Below are 18,705 nucleotides of genomic sequence, written 5' to 3'. Positions count from 1 at the left end.
GGCGGAACTCCGTCCTTCGTATCAGCTAACTGGCCGCACTCACTGCCCGCGGCAGTTCGGCGGGCTGCTCAAGCAAGTCGTAATGGCAGGCCACCATTCGGCCGCCGGACACCTTCCGCAGCAGCGGCCGCTCTTTGCCGCAGCGCTCGCGCGCCATCGGGCAGCGCTCGTGGAAGCTGCAGCCTTGGGGTGGATTGAGCGGGCTTGGCAATTCGCCCTGCAAGACCTGCTTGGCGCGGCCGCGCGCCAATCGTGGATCGGCGATCGGCGCCGCCGCCAGCAGGGCAAGAGTGTAAGGATGCGCCGGCTGCCGCCAGATCTCTTCACCGCTGCCGCTTTCGACGATGCGACCGAGATACATCACGATCAGGCGATCGGAGATATGCTCGACCACCGAGAGGTCGTGGGAGATGAAGAGAAAGGACACGCCGGTCTGCTGCTGCAGGTCCTGCAGCAGATTGATCACCTGCGCGCGGACGGAGACGTCCAGCGCCGATACTGGCTCGTCGCAGATGATGACTTTCGGCCGCAGCGCAAGCGCACGCGCGATGCCGACGCGCTGGCGCTGGCCGCCGGAGAACTCGTGCGGATAGCGGCGCTCGGCATCCGCCGGGAGGCCGACCTGCCTGATCAGCTCGGCAACACGATCGCGGATATCACGGCGCGACCAGCCGGCGACGCTGAGCGGCTGGCCGATGATGGTGCCGACGTCGTGGCGCGGATTGAGCGAGCCATAGGGATCCTGAAAGATCATCTGCATGTTCTTGCGCACGGATTTGAGCTGCGCGTTCGACATGCTCGTGATGTCCTGCCCGTCGAGCACGACGCGGCCATCGGAGCTCGGCACCAGCCGCATGATTGCCTTGCCGAGCGTCGACTTGCCGCAGCCGGATTCACCGACCAGACCGACGGTCTCACCGGCCTCAAGCTCAAGGCTGACGTCGTCGACCGCGCGCACGGTGCCTTGCGCGGTCTGGTACTGGACGCACAGGCTAAGTACGGACAACAGCGGCATGTCGCGACAGCTCCTCTTCGGCGGCGAAACACGCGGCGGTGCGCCCCGGCAATAGCGGCATCAGGCCGGGCCTCTCCGCACCGCAACGATCGAATGCGTCGGGACAGCGGTTCTGGAAGGCGCAGCCGGCCGGCAGATCCGACAGCGGCGGCACGCTGCCCCCGATCTCCGCAAGCCGCGTGCCGCCCCGGCGCGTCGCCGAAGGCGTGGCACCAAGCAAGCCGCGGGTGTAGCGATGCAGCGGCCGTTCGAATAGCGCCTCTACCGGTGCCTCCTCGACCTTCCGGCCGGCATACATCACCACAACACGGTCGGCGGTCTCGGCCACGACGCCGAGGTCGTGCGTGATGATGATCAGCCCCATGCCCGAGCTCGCTTGCAGTTCCTTGAGCAAGGCAAGTATTTGCGCCTGGATCGTCACGTCGAGCGCTGTGGTCGGCTCATCGGCGATCAAAAGTTTCGGCCCGCAGGCGATCGCCATTGCGATCATGACGCGCTGGCTCATTCCGCCGGACATCTGATGCGGAAAATCGTTCAGCCGTCGCTCAGCATCGGGGATGCGCACCTGGCGCAGCAACTCGACGGCGCGGGTGTGCGCTTCGGCGCGCGAGACGTCATTGTGCCACCGGATCGCCTCGATCAACTGGTCGCCGACGGTGGTGACCGGATTGAGCGAGGTCATCGGATCCTGAAAGATCATCGAGATGTCCTTGCCGCGGACCCGCCGCATCTCGCGATCGGACGAGGACGTCAGCTCGCGGCCCATGAAACGGACGGTGCCGCCGACGATCTTCGCCGGCGGATATGGCAACAGCTGCATGACCGCGAGCGCCGTCAGCGATTTGCCGCAGCCGGATTCGCCGACGATCGCTACCGTCTCGCCCGCCGCGACCGTCAACGACAGCCCATCCACCGCCGGCAGCACGCCGCGGCGCGTGAACAACGACACGCTCAGCCGGTCGATCTCGAGAACCGGGCCGTTGCCAGCCGCCATGTCAACGATCCCTCAGTTTCGGATTAAGCGCATCGTTGAGACCATCGCCAACCAGGTTGAGCGCCAGCACCGTGATCATGATCGCAAGGCCCGGCACGGCGCAGATGTACCAGGAGGTGCGGATCAGGGTCCGGCCATCGCCGATCAGCCGCCCCCAGCTTGAGACGTTGGGATCGCCGAGCCCGAGGAACGACACTGCGGATTCGAACAACACGGCGCCGGCTATCACGAGCGAAGACAGCACGATCACCGGCGGCAGCGCATTCGGCAGGATCTCGCCAAGCATGATGCGCAAGTTTCCCATGCCCATGGCGCGGCAAGCCTGCACGAACTCGCGATCGCGTAGCGCCATGAATTCCGCCCGCGTCAGTCGCGCAATTGGAGTCCATGTGACGATGCCGACAGCGACCGTGACATACTCAATCTTCTGGCCGAGGATCGAGACGATGGTCAGCACGAAAATCAAATTCGGAATGGTCTGAAACAGCTCGGTGAAACGCATCAGCATTTCATCGATCCAGCCACCGAAATAAGCGGCGGTGGCGCCAATCGTGATGCCGATCAGAGTCGCCGTCAGGCTCGCGCATAGCCCGATCAACAACGTCGTGCGCGCGCCGTAGGCGATCATCGCCGCGATGTCCCGGCCAAGCGAGTCGGTGCCCAACGGGTAGCGCGAATTGACAAAGGGCCAGATCTCGGGACGGCCGACGATGCGCAAAGGATTGCGCGGAAACAACCAGGGCGCCGCCAGGGCGACGCCGACCACGACAATGACCAGCAGAAGACCGATCAGCGCGGCGCGGTTGCGCGAGAAACGGCGGGCGAAATCGATCGCGAGATTAAGCATCCGCCTACCTCGCCCGGATGCGCGGGTCGAGCCGCAGATAGAGCAAGTCAACGGTTGCGTTGGCGACGGCCACGAGCAGCGAGCCAAGCACGAGTACGCCAAGCACCATCGGAAAATTCCGGCTCATCACGCTGTCGAACAGCAGGCTGCCGATGCCAGGCCAACTGAACACAGCCTCGATCACGACGGAGCCGCCCAGAATGGTGCCGAGCTGCAGGCCGAGCAGCGTCACGATCGGAAGCAACGCGTTGCGCATGACATGCGCGAGCACAACGCGTGCCGGCGAGAGCCCCTTGGCGCGCGCGGTGCGGACGAAGTCGAGCCGGAACACCTCCAGCATCGAGGCCCGCATCACCCGCGCATAGGTTGCGGCATAGAACAACCCGAGCGCCGTCGCCGGGAGCACTAGGTGGTGCATGACATCGAGCGCATCGGCGAACGCGCCGTTGCCGGCTCCGATCGTCCGCATGCCTCCGACCGGAAACCAGCCGAGTTTGACTGCGAACAGCACCGTCATCATGATGCCGAGCCAGAAGCTTGGCGCGGCGAAGAAGAACACTGCGGCAAGCGAGATCAAATTGTCCCAGTTCGTGTTGACCCTGACGGACGCCAGCACGCCCGCCGTGACGCCCACCAGCAGTGCCACCGAAGTAGCCGCCAGCATCAGGATCACGGTGGCCGGCAGCTGGTCCATGATCACGTTGAGGACCGGCGCATTCTGCCGGTAGGAGAAGCCGAGATCGAGCCGCATCACCGACCAGATATACTTGGCGAGCTGTACCCAGGTCGGTTGGTCGACGCCGTAGGTGTGACGGAGCTGATCCAGCATCGCCGGATCGGAGATCTGCTGCTCGGCAGTCATGACGTCGAACAGGCTGCCCGGCGCGAGATGGATCAGCACAAAGTTGAGCACGATCACCGCCAGGACTAGCGGGATTACCTGAGCCAATCGGCGAGGCACGATGCGGTTCAAGTCGATGCTCCCTTATCTAGCGATCGAGCCAGAGTTCGGCCCAGCTTTCCCCCATGAAGTCGGCGGTAGCGGAATGATTGCGGACGTCCGATCGGACGATCGTCACCGGCTCCAGATCGACCATCGGAAGCAGGGGAGCTTCTATCGTGGCCAGGCGATCGAAGTCCTTGGCCAGCGCGATGCGCTTCGGCTCATCGGTTTCGACCGTCATCTTGGCGACGATCTCATCGAGCTTCGGATTGGAATAGCCGGTCGCGTTGCGGAACGCGGCGCCCTTCACGATGCCGTCGGTGGTGTAATATTGCGTCGTGCTCGGGATCAGTTCGACGCTCCCGGAATTGTTGGAGATCGCGACGTCATAGTCGTAGTCGCTGTAGATTCGTTTGAGCGAGGTGGCGCGATCCGGCACCGCGAGATCCACGGTGATATCGAGGTCCTCGAACGCCTGCTTCACATATTGGCCGATCTTGATGTTCTCCTCGAACCAGCCGGCCGAAACCAGGCTGAGCTTGAAGCGCGAGCCGCCCTTCACCGGGAAACCTGCAGCATCCAGAATCTTCTCTGCTTTCTTGACGTCGAACGGATAGTCCTGGACGTCCTTGGTGAAGAAGATGGAATTCGAGCTCGCCACCGCGCCGATCGAAGGACGGGCGCGGCCGAAGAACACCGTGTCGGCGATGAACTGCCGGTCGATGGCCTGCATCAGGGCCTGCCGCACCTCCCGCTTCTTGAATATCTCGCGGCGCTGGTTGAACTCGATCGTCGTCACCCAGGCCGAGTTCGAATAACCCTTGGTTTCGGCAATGAACTTGCCGCCGGAGGTGAGCCGCGCGATATCCGGCATCGGGATCGGATTGAAGGTGCCGATATCGAGTTGCCCCGCCTCGAAAGCAGCAGCCCGTGACGCCGGATCGCGCCACCAGTGGATGACCAGGCGGTCGAGGTACGGCAGTCCCGGATTCCAGTATTTCTCGTTGCGCAGATACTCGACATGGCTGCCACGCACCCATTCCTTGACTTTGAACGGGCCGGTACCGATAGGCGCGTTGTTGATCGGATTGGTGATGATGTTGCTGCCGGCATAGATGTGCTTCGGGATCACCAAACCGGATTTGCCTGCCAGCACGGATTTGAGGAAGAACTCCGGGACAGGCGCCTTGAACTTCAGCACCACGGTGAGCGGATCGGTCGCCTCCGCGCTTTCGAGCGCGTCGAGCGAGACGCCGGCCGAGATCGGCTTCCAATACTGCATCGCGTTGAAAACGACGTCCTCGGCACTGAAGGAATTGCCATCATGCCAGGTGACGCCCTCGCGCAGCTTGATCGTATAGCTCTTGAAGTCGGCCGATGGCTTGATGTCGACGGCCAGCACCGGCTCGAACTTCAAATCGACCGTCAGGCGGATCAGGCGCTCCAGTACCTTGGTCGAGGTGAAGTATGGACTTGAGCCGCCGCCCGGCGGCACGAACAGGGATTGCGGCTCAAAGCCGCCCCAGGTACCGATCAGTGTGCCGCCACGCTTTGGCGTTTCGAGCCCAGCCAGCGCAGGTCCGGCCATGCCTGATGCGAGCGCCGCACCCGCCGTAGTTATCAGAAAGTCGCGTCTCGAAAACCTGCTCATCGTGTAGCCCCTCTATGATTGCGTCGAACGGGCTCTTATTGCAGCGCCCGTTTGCCCCGTTCCCGCTGTTACTTTGCATCCAGCGTCGAATAGGTGCCCCTTCCGATCGCGAGCAGTGAGCCTTTCTCGTCGAACACGTCGACATCAGCGACGCCGACGCTCTTGCCAGCGCGGCGCACGCGTGACACTGCAACCAGCGCCGTATCGACCGCGGGCTTGAGATAGTCGACGCGGAAATTGACGGTCGGCAGGCCCCGTCCGACCATCATGCCAACGGCAAAATCGCCGACAGTGTCGATGACAGAAGCGATGACGCCGCCGTGCCACTGCTTCGAGCCGGGACGACGCTCGAATTCCGGACGCATCTCCGAGCGCATGGTGACTTCCTGCTTGACCGGATTGGCGTCAATGACGGTCAGGCCGAGGAACAGATTGAACGGCGAGACATCCAGCATCTTCTGGATGTCGGCGGCCGTAAGGGTCGTGACTTCTGCCTTGCTCACGGCGTCACCACGACTTTACCGAACACCGCCCGATCTTCGATCACGCGGACGGCTTCCTTGGCCTGTTCGAGCGGATAGGACTTGTCGATCAAGACCTGCAGCTTGCCCGCCTGCACCAGATCGAACAGCTTTTCGATGTCCTCGCGCTCCCAGCCGTTGGAGCCGAGGACCTGCAGTTCGAAAGTCCAGATGAAACGGATGTCCTCGGTCGGCGCATACCCGGCCGTGGCGCCGCAGGTCAGCAGACGCCCTCCCAGCTTCAGGCAGCGAAGCGACTTCACCCAGGTGTCGCCCCCGGTAAAATTGACCACCACGTCGACGCCGCCGCCTTCGACGAACCGCCGGCGATGCGGCTTGCCGTGGCGCTCGAAGACCGCCTTCATGAAATCGGTCTGCGTGTAAAGAATGATCTCGTCGGCGCCGAGCTCCTTGAGCCGCCGCCCCTTCTCCTCGCTGCCGGCACAGGCGATCACATAGGCGCCCGCCAGTTTGGCGAGCTGCACACAGCAGACGCCGACGCCACCGCTCGCGCCAAGGATCAGCACTTTTTCGCCCGGCTTGATCTTGCCGATCGTGTTCATCATGCGGATCGCAGTGCCGTAAGCCACCGGCAGCGCCGCCGCCTGCTCGAAGCCGACATTGTCGGGAATCCTGACCAATTGGTGCGCCTTGGCCCGGCAATATTCCGCGAGGCCCCCGTCCTGGGTCTCGCCCATCAGGCCGCCCTCGACGCGGTTGACCGGATCGATCAGTACGCGATCGCCGACTTTCCAGCCGGTGACGCCCGGGCCAAGCTCCGCGATCTCGCCGACCACGTCGAGGCCGATGATGACCGGCAGCGGCACCTTGATGCCGGGCATGCCGCGGCGGGTGAACACATCGTGGTAGTTGATCGAGGAGGCCTTGACCCGTACGACGACATCACCCTCCGCCGCCCTCGGCGTTGGATAATCAGGCACGAATTGAAGCTTGTCGTTGTCGCCATGTTCGCGAAGGATTACGGCACGCATCTTGTCATTCAGCTCCGTGTTAGGCCGCCGCGGCAAGCGACCAGGTCGCCAGTCCGTCGATCGCCCGTTGAGTTATCGAGATCGCCTGTTCGGTGGTCTGCTCGCGCCAATTGGCCGATACCGGCACGAAGCAGTCGTGAAGATCGGCTCTCAAGAGCCGCACCCGTTCGCTGTCGCGTTCGGCCTTGAACTTGAGCCATAGATCGAGTTGCAGCGCGCGCCGGACATGGACGCCGCGGGTGCCGAACTCGACGACCGCGCCGACCATCGGCCGGCGGCCGAGGAATGTCGTCAGGCCGTGGAACACCAGCCCTTGATAGTTCGGCCGCGCCATGTTGTGTGGCCGCTGGCCGATGATCCGCTCCTTGCCCCACCAGCGCACGGCCTCGGCGTGCAGCGGACCGTTTTCGTCGTTGAAGCAAAGGAAGAAGGACTGAGCCCAGTCCCCGATCCCGGTATGCCAATCGATGAAACCGACACGTTCAGCCTTGCCGAGATGATCGACGACGATCTTCTCCAGCGTAACGTTCGACCACTCGCGAGCGACGCCGCCGAAATTGTTGCCATTGGGGAAGTCATACTGCCCGCTCGCCAACACATTGAACAATGCGTCATCGCCATGGGCAGCACGAAAACGATCGAGCGCTGCGGCATAGGCTTGAAGGGCGGGCGGCGTCCAATCGTCCGGGACCAGATCCGGGTACAGCGTTGCGTAGCCGGGATTGGCAGGATACGGCGCCTCGTGATCGACAAAATTGCGGTTGAGATCGACGTTATTCTCGGTCGTGCGAGTGCCCCACGCGAAACCATACGGATTGATCGCATGCACCAGCACCACGGAGACACGAGGCGGCAGCGCGCGCGCTTGAGCGCTTTTCATCCAGGCGATCTGTGCCGCAGAGCCGCTGAGACCTTCAAGGCCGTGCGTACCGCTGATCACGATCAACTGCGACGGGGCGGCGGCATCGCCGAGCCGCGCGACGTCGACCACGAGATCCTGGCCGTCAGGCGTCTTTAGGGTCGGATGACGATAGTCGGAAAGCGCGCCACCCAGTTCGGCCGCAGTCGCGCGGAACTTGGCGCGGGCGCCCGCATAGTCCAAGGCGAAGCTCTCGGTGAAATCGATCATCATGGCGCCGTGAACCCGAGCGCCACATTGGCTGCGTCGGCATGGCTGACGATGATCCCGTCGACATAGGGCCGGTAACCGATCCCCGACCTCTCGAACACCGTCCGCGGAGCCTCGAGCGAAGGCACCTTGAACACCAGGGCGACCATACGATCCGAGCCGTTCTCGTCGACCAGCGCTGCGCCGGCATAGCGTTCGGCAACTGCCGACGGCTCCAGTACACGGATGATGGTAGTGCCGGCACGGAACGATACGCCGCCAGGTACCTCAGTGAGCAAAGGCGCGCCGAACACCCGCTCGTACAGGGCAGCGGTGCGCGACGGCGCTTTCGACGCGATGACGAATTCGACGATGTCGGTGACACCGTTCGGGTGCGCACGCCATTCCGATCGGTAAACCAGTTCCGGAGTATCGTGGTGGCAGAAGAAGGTGCGGCCGTTTTGCACCTCTTCGCCGCTGACGCGAACCACCCTGAAGCGCGCGTCCTGCGCACCACCCGGAAGCGACACCGGGCGCGAAAAGCTCATCGGCTCTTCCGCTGGAATGCCGCGCTTTTTCAAGGCGGCAAAGACAAGGTCGGGGTCGACCGATTTGAACACCAGCCCGGTCAACCCGGGCGGATGTGCCCACAGGTCGGCGCGCCTGGTCTCGTTCCCCGGCAGATATCCGAGCAGTTCCAGGTAGTTCTCGCCAAAGATCGCGAGATTATTGCTCGAGCCGAGCGAATGATGACCACGTTCCGTCAGTTTGAAGCCGAGCCGGTCATATTGCGCGGCCGCCTCGTCGAGCTTCCCCATCACATTAATGACGGCGTGATCGAGAACGGGCTTCACCGCATCGATAGTCAGAGCCATTTCACTCACTTCCTTACAAACCTACTCGCGGCTCGCTGTTTTTCAGGCAAGATCGGTGCCACTTCAGGATTTCATTCCCTGCGCTGCACGCGGATGAGACGCTTGTTTCGTCATGGAGAAATCCACGGCAGCGTCGGCGTGCAGCATCGTCGAGTCGAACACTGGAAGATCAATGTGTTGCGGTCCGACCAACAGACAGATTTCGGTACAACCGAGGATCACGCTGTCGGCACCGTTTAACTTTCCGCGCGCGATAACATCGAGGTAGCGGCGGCGCGACCGCTCGCTGACGACGCCTTGGCATAGCTCATCGAAGATGATGTCATGGACGGCGATGCGATCTGTTTCGTCGGGAATGATCGGATCGAGCGCAAACTGCTCGCGCAGCCGCTGCACATAAAAGTCCTGTTCCATGGTGTAGCGTGTCGCCAGCAGCAACGGGCGCTTGCATCCGCCGGCCTTGATCGCGCTGGCGGTAACGTCGGCGATATGCAACAGCGGGATCGATACCGCCCGCTGCACCTCGTCCGCGAGCTTGTGCATGGTGTTGGTGCAGATCAGGAGGCAGCCGGCGCCGCCCTCCTCCAGCTCGCGAGCGATATTTGCAAGAATCCTGCAGGCTTCGTCCCAGCGTCCCTGCTTCTGCAGGTTGACGATGGCATCGAAATCGACCGACCTCATCAGGATTTCGGCGGAGTGAAGCCCGCCCAACCGGGTTCGGACCTGTTCATTGAGCCGTCGATAATAGACGGCGGTACTCTCCCAACTCATTCCGCCGATCAAGCCAATCGTTCGCATTTCCTGTTGCTCGCTCCACGCGACATTTCTGCCTTGTGGAAAGACTAGCAACGCCGTTGCGCAATTCGGTTGCGTATCGAGGACTTATAGGAGCTTCGAGCTAAAAATAGACTTCATAGTTCGAGCGAATTCTGGAATAGGATTTCACAATCTTGGGGCGTCCCGAGTTGGACATGCTGCGGGACTCATTATTCGCTATTCGTTGTCCTCAGCGCGACAACCTGTCTTCCGTACGGATTGATCGACGGTTCTTCCGTCTGCTCGTCGAGGCTTGGTCGTTGGCGACGGACCCGTGGTCGTTCAGGGCGAGCTCGGGGCTAGCCCTTTGAATAATTGTCAAGAATGTCGTTAGCCGGGCGATCACCCTGCACCGAGAGCGTCTCAGCCATCAGTCCCGCGATCTGTCGGGCATCATCCTTGCCGGTCTCGATGAGCCCCGCGATGGCGCCGCGCTTGTCGGCGTCACTGTAGTCCCGCTTGATGTTGAATTTGGGTTCGAGCCGCGTCACTGCCATCGAGAACCCAACGATGTGCGGCATCAAGGCGGCGCGGCGCTGCGGGCTGTAGTCCGCGATCGACCACTGGGTGGGAAAGCGGCTTTCATTGACACGCACCAAGTCATCGACAACCTGATCGCGCCCAGCGCGGTCGAGCAGGCGGACGTCACCATGGGCATGGACCACCGCATACGACCAGCTCGGCGCCGCCGGACATTCCTTCGTGTACCACTGAGCCGACACGTACGCATTCGGGCCGTTGAAGACGAACACCGCCTTCGGCTGGCGCTCCAGCGATGCGGGCTGTCGCAGTCGGCGTTCAGCACCCGCATTTCGTCGCTCGAACACGCGTTAGGAGCCAAGCTGTTCGACCGGACCACGCGGAGGGTCGAAATGACTCCCGATGGTGAGGTCTTCGAGCCTTTCGCTCATCAGTTGCACGCGGATTTGTCCGACGTTAATCAGATTTTCCGCGACCGGGCGGCGCGCCGCCGGGGCCGGGTGTCGATCGCGGCACTGCCATCGGTCTCTGCCGGTTGGATGCCGAAAATACTATCACGGTTTGCAACCCGGCATCCAAACGTTCAGTTGTCGCTGACCGATGCAATAGCGGAGACGTGCGTATCATTGGTACGCAACGGCGACGTTGACTTTGCCCTGTCGACACTTGACGGTGCAGAGGACTTGGACGGGCAGGTCGTGGCAACCGATCACTTCTACCTCGTGTGCCGCACAGACCATGAGTTGCTGGCGAAAAAGAAGATCACTGCCGCTGACGTCGCGTCCTATCCGTTTATTCACCTGACGCGCAACAGTAGTGTTCGCCGCGCTCTCGAGGCCGCCTTTGAGCGCGCGAAACTAAAAGCCCATCTCGAAGCGAATTACATGGCGACGCTTGCCGGCATGGTGGAAGGAGGTCTGGGCATCACAATAGTTCCGTCGCTTAGCGTCCACCAGTTCGAGCGTCCGACACTTGGTGTCAGAGTTCTGCAAGCACCACGGATCTCTCGTCTGATCTATCTGATCCGCCGGCGCGCTCGCACATTATCGGCAGCCGCTGAAGCACTCTTCAATGAGATCCGCCGGACAGACTTCGAAGAGCCTTCGATCACGCGCAAGCGCACCTAGGGCGAACGTAGTCTTGAACAATTGGCCCGGGCACCGCGTCGAGTTGCCTGGTCCAGCACATCCGTCTCCCTGCTACACGCTCCACATCGCAATTCGGCGTTCGGAACAAATGTACCTCATAAGTCACAAAAGTGTCGTCGGTCTCCATTAGGAGTCGCCTCCTCTCAGGCGCAAACGATGGAACGACATGCAAAGTGGTGAACCGACGCCGATCCGGCTTGCTCAGGACGTAAACGGAAAACTCCGCGCGTGGCCCGAGCGGCCAAAGATGGCCAAACATCGGTTGAAAGCCGGTCGCACCAGCGACCCAGCACGGCTGCTGCGCGAATGTCGCGCCTCTTTCGTGCCGCTCAACGACGTGGATGCATGAACGTGCGCCGCGCCATCCTCGTCACCCTCGACGGCTTGCGCCGGGACCTCATCAGTCCCGAGACTACGCCGCACGTAGCCGCCTTCGCCGCGCACGCCGAGCAATTCTCAGACTACAGCACGGTCTTTCCTTCATGCACGCGCGTGGTCTCCGCCAGCCTCGCCACCGGCTGCCTGCCGGCGCACCACGGGCTCCAGGGCAACACCATGGTCCTCGTTGAAGACGGCCGCCTTGTGCGTCACGATGCGGGGCGGCCGGATTTTCTCCAGCACAAAAGACGTGTCACCGGACGGTCCCTTGGCGTTCCGACTCTTGCCGAGCGGCTGCGTGAGCACGGTGGTGCGGTGATCTTCAGCAACGTGTCGCCTGGTGCGGCCTATGCTCACGATCCCGACGGCCACGGACGCATCTATCATCGCGCCGGCTCGTTCGGGCGAGGCCGCATTCCCCTGCCCGAAGCTGAGCAGCTTCGCGTGAGCCTGGACGTGGCTGGCGATCGAGCCATGACCGAGCGTTTCATTGCGGAAACTGTGCTGGCCGCGGGTCCTCCAGCCCTCACTCTGATGTGGCTGGGCGAACCCGACTCGTCCCAGCACGCACTGCCGCTGGGCTCGCCCGAACATCTGGCGGTCCTGACGGAAGCCGATCGGAACGCGAAGCGCGTCATGGACGCTGTGGCGCAATTGCCCGACCGTGAGGATGTGCTCTTTCTCCTTGGATCCGATCACGGTCATCAAACCGTGAGCGGCGTCATCCACATCGAGGCCGAGCTGGTCGCCGCCGGCCTCAAGGAAAGTCTCGATTCCGACGAGGTGGTGGTCGCCTCCAACGGCACTTCGGCACTGATCTATCTTCACCCGGACGCCGCTCGGCGCGAGGCGGCGATCGCAAGCTTCCTGGCCGGCCAAGATTGGGCCGGTACCGTACTGACCCGGGCCGAGTTGCACCGTATTGGCCAGTCCACCGACAACGGACTCGCCTGCGCCGTCTCCATGCGCGACACCGAGGCTCCCAACGCTTTCGGCATCGTCGGGACAAGCTTTGCCGCCAAGCGTTCCGAAGGCAAGGAAGATGTCATCGGCGCAGGTCAGCACGGTGGGCTTGGGGCTGCCGAGCAGTCCCCTTTCCTGATGATCTCAGGTCCGGGCTTCTTGGCCGGAGCGGTGCGCTCCAAAGCAGCCTCGGTTATCGACATCGCACCGACCATTCTTGCTCATCTCGGTCTGCCCGGCTCCGGCACAGACGGCAACGCGCTACAGCGAGGCGGCTGTGGCTGAGATCGAGCTGCGCGGCATCGAGAAGCGCTATGGCGAGGTGCCGGTCCTGAAGGGCGTCTCCCTGAAGATTCAGGACGGAGAATTCCTGACCCTGGTGGGACCGTCCGGCTGCGGCAAGTCCACCTTGCTGCGGATCATCGCCGGGCTCGAAGATCAAGACGCCGGCGAGGTGAGCGTGGGCGGCCGGACCGTGGATGGTGCCCGTCCAAAGGACCGCGACGTCGCCATGGTGTTTCAGTCCTACGCCCTCTATCCCCATCTCACCGTATTCGACAATATCGCGCTGCCATTGCGCACGCGGAGACTCTCCTTCGCACAGCGCCTGCCGCTGATCGGACGGCTGCTGCCGGGTCGCACCGGCATCGAAAAAACCATTCGCGTGGAGGTGGAGCGGGCCGCCGCCATGCTCGACGTGGCCCATTTGCTCCACCGCAAGCCCGGCCAGCTTTCCGGCGGCCAACGCCAGCGCGTCGCCCTCGGGCGCGCAATGGTGCGGCATCCCACCGTCTTTCTGATGGACGAGCCGCTATCCAATCTCGACGCCAAGCTCAGAGTGCAGATGCGCGCGGAAATCACCGCGCTGCACCGCCGCCTCGGCGTCACCTTCGTTTATGTTACGCACGACCAGTCGGAGGCCATGACGATGGCGGACCGCGTGGCCGTGGTGATCGGCGGCGAGCTGCTCCAGGTGGGCCCTCCAGACGAGCTCTATCGCGACCCGCGGGATCTGAGGGTGGCCGAGATGATCGGCAGCCCCAAGATCAACGTGGTCGCTCGCGGCCATTGGGCGGACGATCGACCGATTCTGTCGGCAGCCCTTGCACCGCAGACCAAGCACCTCGCATTTCGTCCTGAAGCAGCCGTCCTGACCACGCCAACCGCTGGCCTGCCCGGTGGCACCGTGACGGATCTTGAAAATCTCGGCTCGGATATCTTCGTGCATGTGGCGCTCCGCGACGGCTCTGAAACCGTCGTGATCCGCACCGCACCCGACGAACCACGCCTTTCGCTCGGCTGCGCGGTTGGGCTCAAGGTCGATGCCGCGCGACTGATGCAGTTCGATGAGGCTGGCAGACGCTGCGGCGATATCGGGCGGGTTGCAGCATGAGCGTGACGGCCTTGGCCCACCGCCGTGCTCGCCCGGCTGCCCGTCGTCGGCAGCATCAGGCTGCAGAGGCCACCGTCGGCTGGCTCGCCGTCTCCCCGGCTTTGATCCTGCTCCTCTGCCTGCTCTTTGGCCCGGCCGCGGCGGTGATCCTGTTCTCTTTCACCGACTGGCAATTAGGCGCCAGCACCTTCCGTTTCGTCGGTACCGAGAATTTTGCAGCGTTGTGGGCGGAGCGGCCCTTTTGGAAGGCCCTGATAAACACCTGCATCTATGTGGCTATCGTGGTGCCGGGGACGGTGGGGCTTGGCCTTGCCACAGCTTTGCTCATCGAAGCGAGCCCTGGCCTGCGCGGCTTCTATCGCGCGGTGCACTTTCTGCCAGTCATGTCCACCATGTCGGCCATGGCCGTGGTGTGGGGCACCATGCTTCATCCCAGCATCGGCCTGGTCAACCGGACGCTCGCCGTATTCGGCATGACCGGCATCAATTGGCTGCGGGACGAGCACACCGCGCTCCTCGCCGTCGCGGTTATCGGCATTTGGCAGGGCTTTGGCTTCGCGATGGTGCTCTTTGTCTCCGGCCTGAAGGCGGTGCCCCAGCAGCTCTACGATGCCGCTGCGGTCGATGGAGCGGACGGCCTCTTTGACCGGCTGCGCATCGTGACTCTCCCCATGTTGGGGCCAGTCACCATGTTCGTCATCGTCCTCACCGCAAGCCGCGCCTTTGAGGTGTTCGATAGCGTGCGCGTGCTCACCCAGGGCGGTCCGAATTACGCCTCCGAGGTTTTGCTGAATCGGCTCTATTCCGAAAGCTTCGACTATCTGCGCACCGGATACGGCGCGGCCCTGACGGTGGTCTACCTTGCTATCGTGATCGCCCTCACGATTGCCCAGGCGCGGTTCATCGAACGCCGGGTGCACTATTCATGAGTGCACACCGCCCCCGACGCCGGCTCGCAGGTCGCATCGCGCGCCACGTCTTGCTCGTCGCTTCCGCAGCATTCGCGTTGCTGCCTTTCGTATGGATGGTCAGCTTATCCCTGAAGCCACCGGACGAAATCTTTCAACCCGACTTCCATCTTTGGCCCCAATCCTTCCACGGCGTCGAGAACTATCGCGTTGCGCTGACCGCGGCGCCGATGCTCCGTTTCCTGCTCAATGGTGCCTTCGTCTGCGCGGTCATCTTCGCGCTGCAGCTCGTGATCTGCGTGCCATGCGCCTACGCCCTCGCCAAACTGCGCTTCCGCGGGCGCGACACCTTGTTTTCCGCGGTGCTGGTGGGGCTTCTCGTACCCCCGCAGGCGCTGGCCATTCCCCATTTTGTCCTGCTCTACGTCTTCGGGCTGCTCGACACCTACGCGGCTCTCATTCTTCCCTGGATCATCTCGGCCTTCGGCATCTTCCTGCTGCGCCAGTTCTTCCGATCCATCCCCGACGAGATCATCCACGCCGCCCGGCTCGATGGGCTCGGTGAGTTCGAGATCATCTGGCGCATCATGATGCCCATGAGTGCGCCCGCGCTCGCCGCCTTCGGCATCTTCTCGGTAGTGGCCCACTGGAATGACTTGTTCTGGCCACTCATCGCCGTGCGGAGCGAAGAAATCTCGACACCGGCGCTAGGCATTCTCCTGTTCCGCGATGACGAGGCCGGCCAATTCCTCGGCGCACTGATGGCCGGCGCCACGATCATCGTCGCCCCGCTGCTGCTCGCTTTCCTCTTCGCCCAGCGCCGCTTCATCGACGGGCTGGCGACCACCGCCATGAAGTAACCAAAGGACACCATCATGTTCGACAGACTGCTGCCGCGCCGTGTGTTGAGGGTCGTGGGTGCCACATTGCTGGCCGCCTTCGCGCTCGCGCCCGCCCATGCCGAGGTAACGCTCGACGTGCTTTACACCACGCCGGGGACTTTCAACGCTCTTCACCAGGAGCTGGCCAAGCGCTTCACCGAGACACATCCCGAGATCAAGGTAAAATTCCGCAACCCGGCGGCCGGCTACGAGGAGGGGGCACAGCAGATCCTGCGCGACCAGATCACCGGACGTCTTCCGGATATCGCCTTCAACGGCATCAACCAGATCGGCTTGTTCGTGGACCGCGGCCTCGGCGCGCCCCTCGATGCCTTTGTGGCGGCGGATGGTGGTCTCGACAAACTCGGCTACTACTCAACGCTCGCAGCGCTTGGCCAATGGAAAGGCAAGCTCTACGGTCTGCCTTTCGCGGTCTCGACACCGGTGCTCTATGTGAACGCCGACCTCCTGAAGAAGGCCGGCCTCGATCCGACTACGCTGCCCAAGTCCTGGCCTGAGCTGGTCGCCGCAGGTCAGAAAATTCAGGCAGGTGCCGGAGCTAGCGTAACGGGATTCTACTACCAATGGGACCAGACCGGAAACTGGCTGCTGCAGTCGCTCGTCACCAGCCGCGCTGGACGCATGCTGAAGGCCGACGGCTGCACAATCGCCTTCGATGACGATGCCGGCATGTGGGCACTCAAGACCTTGGAGTCTTTTGGCAAGTCAGGAATGCCCAACTTCGGTATCAGCCAAGTGCGTCAGTCATTCGTCGCCGGCAGCGTCGCCATCCTCGTCGATTCCACGTCCTATGTCGCCGCTGCGGATCGCCAGATCGGCAACCGCTTTGATTTCAAGACCGTCGCGTTTCCGTTGTCGGCCCCCGACGGCAAGCTGCCTGCCGGCGGAAATGTCGCTATGGTCTTCGCGAAGGATGCCGAGCGGCAGAAGGCGGCATGGGAGTATGTGAAGTTTGTCACCGGCCCGATCGGTCAGACGCTCATGGTGAACTATACTGGTTACATGCCCGGCAATGAGATCGCGGTGAAGTCACCCGAGCTCCTCGGGTCATTCTATGCCAAGAACCCCAACCACATGACCAGCATTCAGCAACTGCCGGTGCTGACGGATTGGGCGTCCTTTCCGGGTGGAAATTCGCTGAAGATCATCGAAGTGATCAAGAACCACACCGAAAGCCTGGTGACGGGCAAGCGTTCCGCCGCGGAAGTGATGCCCAGCCTGGTGCAGGATGTGAACGGCCTCATGCCCAAATGCGGCGGCTAGAGCATTTTCGGTTCTGATTGAATCAGAACCGAAGTTCTAGATTCTTGTCTTGACGCGTTTTCTGCGCAGATAAGTCTACGCAATCTGCGTAAACTTGATTGCTACGCGAACCGATGTCCACCCTCGGATCAAGTCCGAGGGCACGCTTGGCTCGAAAACGCTCTAAAGCCAAGAATGTGTCAGGCAAGAATGAGAAGCTATCGCCCTCTTCCAACTCGGTCGTCCTTTTCGCTTTGAACCGGACCATGTTCGTTAATTTCAGCGTCGAGACCGGTACGATCAAGGCAGTCAAGAACCCCGTCGCTTTGTTTCATTCCCGTGGGCAGCGACACCTGCGCGCCGTCGGGACAGATGTGGAAATCGCTGACGTCTCCTTGGAACCTAAGCGATGCCCTCAACTGCGTGAACCAGCTCCTCATGGAAGGCGCCCTCAACAAACCGGCCTGCACAAGTGGTGGCAAGCAATTACTATGCGAATTCGTATGCAGGCGATCTAGGCACCCCAGACTTCGCGTAAGACCGACAGCCAGTTTTCTCCGATCACGCCCTCGATTTTGCTTGAATTCCAGCCGCGTTTCTCCATCGCGGCCGTGAGATTTGGCCAATCACCGATGGTACGCATGCCCTGCGGATTGATCACGCTCCCGAAGTCCGTGAGCTTGCGTCCGTATCCTTTGTCGTGCGTGATCCAATCGAAGAAGGGCTGCCCGTAGCCTTGAGTGAAGTCGGTCCCATGCCGACGTTTCGCTCGCCGCAGATGTCGATCACGTATTCGATCGCCTCGACGTAATCGTCTACTGATGCTTCAGCCCCGCGTTTAAGGAAGGGAGGAAACATCGTAACGCCGACGAACCCGCCGCGATCGGCGATGAACTTCAGTTGCTCATCGCTCTTGTTCCGCGGATGGGACTTGAGCCCGGCGGGCAGACAGTGCGAGTAGGTCACGGGCTTCTTGGAAGCAAGGATCACGTCTGTGCTCGTCTGGGGACCGACATGCGAGAGGTCGCACAGGATGCCAAGCCGGTTCATCTCGGCAACCACCTCGTGTCCAAAGTCGGACAGCCCACCGTCCTTGCTTTCATAACAGCCGGTGCCCACGAGGTTCTGGGTGTTGTAGGCCATCTGAATGATGCCAACGCCGAGCTCCTTGAAGAGGCTGAGATAGCCGATCTGGTCCTCTATACCGGTGATATTCTGCCATCCCAGTATGATCCCGGTTCCGCCTTCCTTTTTCGCAGCCATGATGTCCTGGGTTGTATAGACCTGCTTGATCAGATCGCCATGTTCGCGGAACCAGTGTTTCCACTGCATCACGTTCCGCATCGTCTCGGTGAACCCCTCCCAAATGCAGCACGTGCAATTGGCGGCCGTAAGCCCCCCCTTTCGCATATCCTCGAATATATCGCGGCCAAAATTGGAGATGATCAGACCGTCAATGACGATCGAGCGCTCGTGCAGTTGCGACGACATATTCTTGTTCTCCTGACGCAAATCGATGTTCGAACGCC

20 protein-coding genes and 1 pseudogene are annotated in these 18,705 nt (G+C 62.0%); 8 read left to right on the top strand and 13 right to left on the bottom strand.

What is annotated here, in order from left to right; all coding sequences use genetic code 11:
- Nucleotides 1-25: 25 nt before the first annotated feature.
- The 11 genes from ACZXDY_RS03495 to ACZXDY_RS03445 all read right to left on the bottom strand — a co-directional run bounded on the left by ACZXDY_RS03495 (nt 26) and on the right by ACZXDY_RS03445 (nt 10,535).
- Entirely contained in the window at nt 26-1,015 is a 990-nt protein-coding gene (locus tag ACZXDY_RS03495) for an ABC transporter ATP-binding protein (protein ID WP_464344504.1), read from the bottom strand.
- A complete protein-coding gene (locus tag ACZXDY_RS03490) occupies nt 993-2,009 on the bottom strand; it encodes an ABC transporter ATP-binding protein (protein ID WP_464344503.1) in 1,017 nt (338 codons plus the stop codon). The genes ACZXDY_RS03495 and ACZXDY_RS03490 overlap by 23 nt, the downstream gene beginning before the upstream one ends.
- Before the next feature lies 1 nt (nt 2,010).
- Nucleotides 2,011-2,856: an ABC transporter permease gene (locus tag ACZXDY_RS03485; RefSeq protein WP_464344502.1), complete on the bottom strand. Its 846-nt coding sequence runs from the start codon at nt 2,854-2,856 to the stop codon at nt 2,011-2,013.
- Between the two features lie 4 nt (nt 2,857-2,860).
- Nucleotides 2,861-3,829: an ABC transporter permease gene (locus ACZXDY_RS03480; protein WP_464344501.1), complete on the bottom strand. Its 969-nt coding sequence runs from the start codon at nt 3,827-3,829 to the stop codon at nt 2,861-2,863.
- A gap of 16 nt (nt 3,830-3,845) precedes the next feature.
- Nucleotides 3,846-5,450: an ABC transporter substrate-binding protein gene (locus ACZXDY_RS03475; RefSeq protein WP_464344500.1), complete on the bottom strand. Its 1,605-nt coding sequence runs from the start codon at nt 5,448-5,450 to the stop codon at nt 3,846-3,848.
- 68 nt (nt 5,451-5,518) lie between these two features.
- Complete coding sequence (locus ACZXDY_RS03470; protein ID WP_464344499.1) at nt 5,519-5,953, bottom strand: PaaI family thioesterase; 435 nt, start codon at nt 5,951-5,953, stop codon at nt 5,519-5,521.
- A complete protein-coding gene (locus tag ACZXDY_RS03465; protein WP_464344498.1) occupies nt 5,950-6,963 on the bottom strand; it encodes a quinone oxidoreductase family protein in 1,014 nt (337 codons plus the stop codon). Before ACZXDY_RS03465 ends, ACZXDY_RS03470 begins: the two co-directional genes overlap by 4 nt.
- Nucleotides 6,964-6,982: 19 nt before the next feature.
- The gene (locus ACZXDY_RS03460; protein ID WP_464344497.1) at nt 6,983-8,095 is read right to left on the bottom strand and encodes a M14 family metallopeptidase; all 1,113 of its coding nucleotides are present in this window, start codon (nt 8,093-8,095) and stop codon (nt 6,983-6,985) included.
- Nucleotides 8,092-8,946 (bottom strand): VOC family protein, encoded by an 855-nt coding sequence (locus tag ACZXDY_RS03455; RefSeq protein ID WP_464344496.1) that lies wholly within the window; start codon nt 8,944-8,946, stop codon nt 8,092-8,094. The genes ACZXDY_RS03460 and ACZXDY_RS03455 overlap by 4 nt, the downstream gene beginning before the upstream one ends.
- 63 nt (nt 8,947-9,009) lie before the next feature.
- Nucleotides 9,010-9,744, bottom strand: a complete 735-nt coding sequence (locus tag ACZXDY_RS03450; RefSeq protein ID WP_028161985.1) for an aspartate/glutamate racemase family protein — start codon at nt 9,742-9,744, stop codon at nt 9,010-9,012.
- Between the two features lie 317 nt (nt 9,745-10,061).
- Nucleotides 10,062-10,535 carry an FMN-binding negative transcriptional regulator gene (locus ACZXDY_RS03445; RefSeq protein ID WP_464344606.1) on the bottom strand — a complete coding sequence of 158 codons (474 nt, stop codon included), beginning with the start codon at nt 10,533-10,535 and terminating at the stop codon, nt 10,062-10,064.
- Between ACZXDY_RS03445 and ACZXDY_RS03440 the strand changes: the two are divergent.
- The 8 genes and pseudogenes from ACZXDY_RS03440 to ACZXDY_RS03405 all read left to right on the top strand — a co-directional run.
- Nucleotides 10,491-10,592: pseudogene (locus ACZXDY_RS03440) on the top strand (hypothetical protein); the annotation flags it as partial. The gene ACZXDY_RS03445 and the pseudogene ACZXDY_RS03440 sit on opposite strands and share 45 nt — an antisense overlap.
- Before the next feature lie 42 nt (nt 10,593-10,634).
- Nucleotides 10,635-11,369 carry a LysR substrate-binding domain-containing protein gene (locus tag ACZXDY_RS03435; RefSeq protein WP_464344605.1) on the top strand — a complete coding sequence of 245 codons (735 nt, stop codon included), beginning with the start codon at nt 10,635-10,637 and terminating at the stop codon, nt 11,367-11,369.
- 187 nt (nt 11,370-11,556) lie between these two features.
- Entirely contained in the window at nt 11,557-11,739 is a 183-nt protein-coding gene (locus ACZXDY_RS03430) for a hypothetical protein (protein WP_130222768.1), read from the top strand.
- Complete coding sequence (locus ACZXDY_RS03425) at nt 11,736-13,016, top strand: alkaline phosphatase family protein (protein ID WP_464344495.1); 1,281 nt, start codon at nt 11,736-11,738, stop codon at nt 13,014-13,016. Before ACZXDY_RS03430 ends, ACZXDY_RS03425 begins: the two co-directional genes overlap by 4 nt.
- Nucleotides 13,009-14,124, top strand: coding sequence for an ABC transporter ATP-binding protein (locus ACZXDY_RS03420; protein ID WP_464344604.1), 1,116 nt, complete (start codon nt 13,009-13,011; stop codon nt 14,122-14,124). The genes ACZXDY_RS03425 and ACZXDY_RS03420 overlap by 8 nt, the downstream gene beginning before the upstream one ends.
- On the top strand, nt 14,121-15,053 hold the full coding sequence (locus tag ACZXDY_RS03415) for a carbohydrate ABC transporter permease (RefSeq protein WP_464344494.1): 933 nt from the start codon (nt 14,121-14,123) through the stop codon (nt 15,051-15,053). The genes ACZXDY_RS03420 and ACZXDY_RS03415 overlap by 4 nt, the downstream gene beginning before the upstream one ends.
- A complete protein-coding gene (locus ACZXDY_RS03410) occupies nt 15,050-15,892 on the top strand; it encodes a carbohydrate ABC transporter permease (RefSeq protein ID WP_028161980.1) in 843 nt (280 codons plus the stop codon). The genes ACZXDY_RS03415 and ACZXDY_RS03410 overlap by 4 nt, the downstream gene beginning before the upstream one ends.
- Nucleotides 15,893-15,907: 15 nt before the next feature.
- Nucleotides 15,908-17,197 carry an ABC transporter substrate-binding protein gene (locus ACZXDY_RS03405; RefSeq protein WP_464344493.1) on the top strand — a complete coding sequence of 430 codons (1,290 nt, stop codon included), beginning with the start codon at nt 15,908-15,910 and terminating at the stop codon, nt 17,195-17,197.
- A gap of 493 nt (nt 17,198-17,690) precedes the next feature.
- On the opposite strand, the gene ACZXDY_RS03400 is transcribed toward ACZXDY_RS03405, so the two are convergent.
- Together ACZXDY_RS03400 and ACZXDY_RS03395 are read right to left on the bottom strand one after the other, a co-directional pair.
- Nucleotides 17,691-17,885, bottom strand: coding sequence for a membrane dipeptidase (locus ACZXDY_RS03400; RefSeq protein ID WP_464344603.1), 195 nt, complete (start codon nt 17,883-17,885; stop codon nt 17,691-17,693).
- Nucleotides 17,834-18,667: a membrane dipeptidase gene (locus ACZXDY_RS03395; protein WP_464344492.1), complete on the bottom strand. Its 834-nt coding sequence runs from the start codon at nt 18,665-18,667 to the stop codon at nt 17,834-17,836. Before ACZXDY_RS03395 ends, ACZXDY_RS03400 begins: the two co-directional genes overlap by 52 nt.
- Nucleotides 18,668-18,705: the final 38 nt, after the last annotated feature.

The organism is Bradyrhizobium sp. LeoB3, from assembly GCF_055456055.1.
This window is presented reverse-complemented; position numbering and strand designations above follow the sequence as displayed.

What these genes read in the sequence shown, in the direction of transcription:
- ACZXDY_RS03485 (WP_464344502.1), bottom strand. Translation starts at nt 2,856, where the DNA reads ATGCTTAATCTCGCGATCGATTTCGCCCGCCGTTTCTCGCGCAACCGC.
- ACZXDY_RS03415 (WP_464344494.1), top strand. Translation starts at nt 14,121, where the DNA reads ATGAGCGTGACGGCCTTGGCCCACCGCCGTGCTCGCCCGGCTGCCCGT.
- ACZXDY_RS03435 (WP_464344605.1), top strand. Translation starts at nt 10,635, where the DNA reads ATGACTCCCGATGGTGAGGTCTTCGAGCCTTTCGCTCATCAGTTGCAC.
- ACZXDY_RS03410 (WP_028161980.1), top strand. Translation starts at nt 15,050, where the DNA reads ATGAGTGCACACCGCCCCCGACGCCGGCTCGCAGGTCGCATCGCGCGC.
- ACZXDY_RS03460 (WP_464344497.1), bottom strand. Translation starts at nt 8,095, where the DNA reads ATGATGATCGATTTCACCGAGAGCTTCGCCTTGGACTATGCGGGCGCC.
- ACZXDY_RS03475 (WP_464344500.1), bottom strand. Translation starts at nt 5,450, where the DNA reads ATGAGCAGGTTTTCGAGACGCGACTTTCTGATAACTACGGCGGGTGCG.
- ACZXDY_RS03450 (WP_028161985.1), bottom strand. Translation starts at nt 9,744, where the DNA reads ATGCGAACGATTGGCTTGATCGGCGGAATGAGTTGGGAGAGTACCGCC.
- ACZXDY_RS03405 (WP_464344493.1), top strand. Translation starts at nt 15,908, where the DNA reads ATGTTCGACAGACTGCTGCCGCGCCGTGTGTTGAGGGTCGTGGGTGCC.
- ACZXDY_RS03490 (WP_464344503.1), bottom strand. Translation starts at nt 2,009, where the DNA reads ATGGCGGCTGGCAACGGCCCGGTTCTCGAGATCGACCGGCTGAGCGTG.
- ACZXDY_RS03430 (WP_130222768.1), top strand. Translation starts at nt 11,557, where the DNA reads ATGCAAAGTGGTGAACCGACGCCGATCCGGCTTGCTCAGGACGTAAAC.
- ACZXDY_RS03395 (WP_464344492.1), bottom strand. Translation starts at nt 18,667, where the DNA reads ATGTCGTCGCAACTGCACGAGCGCTCGATCGTCATTGACGGTCTGATC.
- ACZXDY_RS03425 (WP_464344495.1), top strand. Translation starts at nt 11,736, where the DNA reads ATGAACGTGCGCCGCGCCATCCTCGTCACCCTCGACGGCTTGCGCCGG.
- ACZXDY_RS03465 (WP_464344498.1), bottom strand. Translation starts at nt 6,963, where the DNA reads ATGCGTGCCGTAATCCTTCGCGAACATGGCGACAACGACAAGCTTCAA.
- ACZXDY_RS03455 (WP_464344496.1), bottom strand. Translation starts at nt 8,946, where the DNA reads ATGGCTCTGACTATCGATGCGGTGAAGCCCGTTCTCGATCACGCCGTC.
- ACZXDY_RS03495 (WP_464344504.1), bottom strand. Translation starts at nt 1,015, where the DNA reads ATGCCGCTGTTGTCCGTACTTAGCCTGTGCGTCCAGTACCAGACCGCG.